The 5,718-nt window shown below is 72.2% G+C and carries 4 protein-coding genes; 2 read left to right on the forward strand and 2 right to left on the reverse strand.

Annotation, left to right across the window (positions count from 1 at the left end):
• The coding region (locus FOE67_RS14675) for an ATP-binding protein (RefSeq protein WP_228473898.1) at positions 1-1,839 on the reverse strand (1,839 nt) is incomplete at its 3' end.
• A gap of 468 nt (positions 1,840-2,307) precedes the next feature.
• Here FOE67_RS14675 and FOE67_RS14680 point away from each other — a divergent pair.
• Positions 2,308-2,664, forward strand: a complete 357-nt coding sequence (locus tag FOE67_RS14680; protein ID WP_182664381.1) for an STAS domain-containing protein — start codon at positions 2,308-2,310, stop codon at positions 2,662-2,664.
• Between the two features lie 33 nt (positions 2,665-2,697).
• Here the strand turns inward: FOE67_RS14680 and FOE67_RS14685 are convergent, their stop codons facing one another.
• Entirely contained in the window at positions 2,698-4,398 is a 1,701-nt protein-coding gene (locus tag FOE67_RS14685) for a putative glycoside hydrolase (protein ID WP_182664383.1), read from the reverse strand.
• A gap of 636 nt (positions 4,399-5,034) precedes the next feature.
• On the opposite strand from FOE67_RS14685, the gene FOE67_RS14690 reads away from it, so the two are divergent.
• Positions 5,035-5,718 (forward strand): HAD family hydrolase (locus FOE67_RS14690; RefSeq protein WP_182664385.1); only part of this gene is annotated, 684 nt, incomplete at its 3' end.

Consider the following 5,718-nt stretch of genomic DNA (forward strand, 5'->3'; position numbering starts at 1 on the left):
GGGGGCGGCCACCGACCGCTCGGGCAGCGGGTGCACCGCCTCACCGATGTAGGGGGCGGCCTTCTCGGCGACGCGCGCGGCGGCGGGACGGGCGGTGGCGCCCTCCTCGACCACGGCGTCGCCGGGCAGGTGGTCGGTGCCGAAGGGCAGCCGCACGGTGAAGGTGGTCCCCTCGCCCTCGACGCTTCCGGCGGTGATGGTGCCGCCGTGCAGGGTGACCAGCTCGCGCACCAGGGCCAGGCCGATGCCGCTTCCCTCGTTGGAGCGGGAGCGGGCGTTCTCGATGCGGTGGAAACGTTCGAACAGCCGCGGGATCTCGTCCGCGGCCACTCCGGTGCCGGTGTCCGAGACCCTCAACACCGCCCGGTCCTCCTCGGCCGAGAGGCGGACGACGACCGACCCCTCGAGGGTGAACTTCAGGGCGTTGCCCAGCAGGTTGAGAACGATCTTCTCCCACATGTCGCGGTCGACGCACACCGCTCGGGGAAGGGGCGGGCAGTGCACCTCGTAGGTCAGACCGGCGCGCTCCATCGCCGAGCGGAACACCCCCGCGAGGTCGGCGGTCAACCCGGCGAGGTCCACCGGTTCGAAACGGGCCCGCATGCGGCCCGCCTCCAGCCGGGAGAAGTCCAGGAGCGTGTTGACCAGCTTCCCGAGCCGCAGGGCGTTGCGGTGCATGACCTCCAGGTCCTCCCGCAGGTCGGCGGGGAGGTCGGCGGCCCGGGCACGCATCTCGGCGAGCGGCCCGCTGATGAGGGTCAGCGGGGTGCGGAACTCGTGGCTGACGTTGGAGAAGAAGAGGGTCTTGGCGCGATCGAGTTCGGCCAGTTCCTCGACCCGTTGCTGCTGCACCCGGTAGGCGACGGCCCCGTTGATCAGGGCCGCGGTCTGCCGGGCGACGAGTTCGAGGAAGGTTCGGTAGCCGTCGTCCAGAGGACGCCCCGCGGTGGTGACGAGCACCATGACGCCGAGGGGCTCCGCGCCGGTCTCGCCGGACAGCGGCAGGAGCACCGCCCGCTCGGGCGGTACGGGCCAACCGCCGTCGGGGAGGTGGCCGAAGCGCTCCCGCACGTCCTCGACGACGACGGCGCGGCCGGTGCGCAACACCTCCTCCAGCGGCCACCCGCCCGGGCCCTCGGGCAGGGGAAGCGGGGCGGTTCCGGTGGGACGGACCGCGGCGGGCTCGGGGTCCGGACCGCCATCGGGTGCCCTCAGGTGGATGGCGGCGTGCGGGATGTCCCTTCCCGCCCGGTCCAGCACCCCGGCGACCAGGCGACAGGCGTCCTCGACCCCCCGGGCGGTGCCCGCGCGGGCCCCGAGCTCCCGCAGCAACGCCATGCGGCGTTCCCCCACCACGCGCTCGGTGGTGTCGTTGACGGTGGTGAAGACCCCTCGGATCGTGCCCCCGTCGTCGCACAGCGGGCCGTAGGAGTACGTCCAGTACGTCTCCTCGAGGAAGCCGTGGCGATTCACCGGGAGCATCATGTCCTCGACCCAGATCGACTCGCCCGTCTCGACCACGGAACGGAGCATGGGGCCCACGATGTGCCAGATCTCGCCCCACAGCTCCTCCCCCGGCGTGCCGAGCGCCGGGTGTTTGTCGCCCAGGAGCGGTACGTAGGCGTCGTTGTAGACGAAGCGCAGGTCCTCCCCCCACAGCACGATGATCGGGAAGCGGGAGGCGAGGCAGATGTCGCAGGCGGCACGCAGCGCCGAGGGCCACGTGGAGGGATCGCCCAGGGAGGTCTTCTCCCAGGGGAAGGTCCGCATCCGACGGGCCATCTCGCCGGGGCCGGCGAAGGGCGGACCCCCCGCTCCGGCGTGGTCGGGATCGACCATCGCCACCTCGCTTTCCGTCTCCTCGTGTCGTTCCGCGCACCCCGGGTGGGGCGCCGCTTCCCGCTGCCCCGTCCCGGGGCCACCCGCTCCGGTCCCGCGGCGACCCGATCACCGCCCGCCGATCCTCCCGATCGGCATGACGGGGCGAACGGCGGCCCCCACCGGCTGCGCCGTACCGACCCCCCTGCCCGGTTTCCCGACGATCACCCGGGACGGCCCGGGTACCGACCCGACCGTTCCCGGTGTCCCGGCGCCCTTCCCCGGACGGGGGCCCGGGCCCCCCACCGTACGCCGGGGCGCGGACCGGCGGGTCTCGTAGACTGGTGGCGTGGGCGCGTCCCCTGCGGGAAGGGTGCCGGGGGCGACCGAAGAACGGGGCGGTGCGCGGGAAGCCGTGCGCAGGCCCCTCCCCGGTTCGGCCGGGGCCCCGGTGGTCGATCGGGGATCGGTTCCGGGGCAGGAGGTTTGGTGTACAACGGTGATTTCGGTGTCACGCTGCACGCACACCCGCAGGGCCATTGGCTGCTGGCGGTGACCGGTGAGTTGGACCACCACACCGCCCCGCGGTTGCGGGGCACCCTGGAGGATCTCCCCCGGGACCCGGACACGACGGTGATCGTGGATGTCTCGGGGTTGAACTACTGCGACTCCAGCGGCATCGCGGCCCTGGTCACCGCCTATCGCCGGGTGGTGGACCCGGGGGGTCGCCTGGTGCTCGCCGGGCCCGACGACGAGATGATGCGGCTGTTCGGGATCGTGGGGCTGGACGAGTTGTTCACCATCAGGTCGAACGTGGAGGAGGCCGCCGCCACGCTCTCGTCGTGAGCGGCGGCCCCGTCCCCGTCGGGGTCCTTCCGATCAGTCCCCGGCGAGTGCCTCGGCCGCGATGTCCAGCGCCTCGGCCTGGTAACGGGCCCCGGCGTTCCACAGCAGGAACGAGGGCATGTCGTTGTCGGCGGCGGCCCTGATCTGGTCGGCCACCTCCTGCGGGCCGTAACGAACCCCCATCGAGAAGTCCTGCAGCCAGGGGACGATCTCCACGCCGGTGCCCTCGGTGATGGCGGTGAAGTCGGCCAACGACCGGTGGGTGATGTCGTAGGGCTGGGCATCCGGGTTCGCCACGCCGTACTCGCCGGGACCCCAGTGGGAGGGGTAGATCATCGGGGCGATGTAGTCGACGTGCTCCGCCATCGCCGGGATGTCCTGGGCGATCTCGGTGGGGCGGGTGGCGGCGATCCCGTACACGGACACGCCCAGGCGGGCCCCGTGCGCCCGCACCACCTCGCGGGTGTCGGCGGTGAACGCGACGATCGACTCCTCCGGGGTCAGGTCCCCGAGTCCGGGGAAGACCTGGCCGTCCAGCCGACCGTCGGGACGACGGATGTAGTCGTAGAGGATGTCGTCGAAGCCCAGCTCGGCCGCCTCCGCCGCCAGGTCGACGTGGTACCGCCGGGTGTCGGGGTCGGCGAAGTTGGTGAAGCTGAGGGAGCCGTAGGCGGTGTTCGCCCCGTAGGGTTCACCGGCGGGCGTCTGCACCACCCGGTCGCGCAGGCCGTTCTCCCAGGAGGCACGGGCCAGGATGGGGTCCCGGAAGGCCACGATGCGCCCGACGACCTCGCCGCCCGCCTCGTGGATCTCCTCGATGGCCTCGCGGGCGTCGTACAGGGCTCGGACCGCCCCGATCTCCCGGGCCAGCGGCACCTGTGAGTCGTAGCCGATCTCCCCCGACTCGTCCTTGATGTCGAGTTGGACGGCGGTCAGCTTCCCCTCCCGGACCAGGTCCAGGACCGGCTCGCGCAGGCCGTCGTGGGCCCAGGCGGAGGCGGTCAGGTGGGCCGCGCGGATGACGGGGAAGCCGATGGAGATCTCCACCTCGGCGGTGGTGGTGTTGCCGGCCTCGTCGGTGGCGACCACCCGGAGGGTCGCGCCGGGGTTGTCGACCGGGAGGGCGAACGCCCCGTCGGCGTCGGGTTCGACGGGTTCCGCCGCGGGCCCGTCGGGGGCGGCCGGGGCGGCCTCCCCGTGGTCGTCCCCGGTCCCGGTGTCCGGGGTGTCCAGGGCGACGGTGACGGCGCCGGGGGCGGTGCCGGTGACGGTGACCGGCTCACCGGGGGCGTCCGCCTCGATCGGGTCCAGGCTCAGCTCCGGCGGTGCGGTGCGGACCGCGAAGGTGCGGGTGGCCGTGGCGTCGGCGGCCACCCGGAGGGTGTACTCGCCGTCGTCCAGCTCCGAGACGTTCAGGACGACGCCGTCACCGGCGCGGCGGGCGTCCACCGGTTCGTCGTTGAGGCGGATGTCGGCCTCCGCGACACCGGACCCGTGAATCGAGAGTTCCGCACCCTCCAGGGTGCGGGCGTTGAAGACCTCGCCCTCCGGCAGGCCGCGTATCTCGGGTTCCGAGGCGGAACCCGACCACGGCGAGAAGGCGATCAGGACGCCGATCAGCACGAGGACCGGGAGCAGGGCCAGCGGAACGAGCAGGCCGCGCGAGGGACGGCGGGAGGTGCGGCCGGACCCCTCCGGGGAGGGCTCCGGCTCGGCTATGCGACCGAGGGACATGCGTGGGGGTCTCCCTCCGGGAGTTCCCGGGCCGTGTTCCCCCGCCTCCGGCCGGGGCGCGGGGCGCATCGGTGCGGAGGACGGCGGGGTCGCCGGCCCGGCGACGGATCGGTGGGCGCTCACGACCGTACCCCCACCGGTGCGCGGAGGGGATTCGGACGTGCCGGTGGAGTGAGCATTCGCGGTGTTCCCGTCCCCGGCCGCCGCTCGCCGTCCGGGACACCACCGTGCGCGCCGGGGCGGGCCCCGGGGCGGGATCCCGCCGTGCACGCCGGCCCCGCGGGGGCGTTCACGCCCTTTTCCCACCCCCCTTCCCCGCTTTTTCCACTCCGGCGGGCGCCCCAATTTTCGCACCACCGGAATGACATTCCATAATTCCTGATAAATTCGCGCCAAAACACTTTTCCGGGAGAATTGACGTTCATTGGATCCGGAAATTACGATGTCGTTGATCTCTTCGACCGCTCCGGCATTTCAGCGCCGGATCCGAAGACCGGGCACGGCCGCGCGCCTCCGAATTCACCGCGCTTCGCACGGGCGGAAAACGAACGACAGCATCGCGTCGATCCGTCGTGCTTCCACCAGGTGAACACGGTACGGCCGTCCTCCGGGAAAACCCTCGACAAAGGACGACACATGACGTCGAAACTCATCCTCGGCACCCCCTTCTCCGCAGTGGTATTCGACTGCGACGGGACCCTCATGGACACCGAACACCACTGGATCGAGGCGAGGAGGGTGGTGCTCGCCGAACGAGGAATCACTCCCGGCTCCGATTTCTCCGCCCGAACCAAGGGAATGCACTACTCGGAATGCGGACGACTCATGGCCGAAATGTGCGGTCGGCCGGAAAAAGTCGCCGAGGTGACCGAGGAGCTCCTGGACGAATTCCGAAAGCTGGTCACCGCGGACGCCGTGACGGTGCCGGGAGCGGTGGAGTTCGTCCGGCACGCCGCCGGGTTGGCCCCCCTGGCGGTGGCCAGCAACTGCCCCCGGGACATCGTGGAGACCTGCCTGGAGTCGGCCGGCCTGCTCCACCACTTCTCCCGGGTGGTCGTCCCGGAGGAAGGGATCCGCCCCAAGCCCCATCCCGATCCCTACGCCACCGCCGCCCGCCTGTGCGGGGCCGATCCCGGGGCCTCGCTGGCGGTGGAGGACTCGGTGTGCGGCATTCGTTCGGCCCTGGCGGCGGGCCTGCGGGTCATCGGGGTCGGCCCCGAGCCCCCCTCCGGGGCGGAGGGGGTGGAGGTGTGGGTGGAACGTCTCGACGACCCCGTGCTCCTCGCCCCGCCGGCGGGTGGGGCCGCGGTGGTGCCCCCC

It is taken from the genome of Streptomyces calidiresistens (genome assembly GCF_014141525.1).
In the GTDB taxonomy this organism is placed as follows: domain Bacteria; phylum Actinomycetota; class Actinomycetes; order Streptomycetales; family Streptomycetaceae; genus Streptomyces; species Streptomyces calidiresistens.

What these genes read in the sequence shown, in the direction of transcription:
- FOE67_RS14685 (WP_182664383.1), bottom strand. Translation starts at nt 4,398, where the DNA reads ATGTCCCTCGGTCGCATAGCCGAGCCGGAGCCCTCCCCGGAGGGGTCC.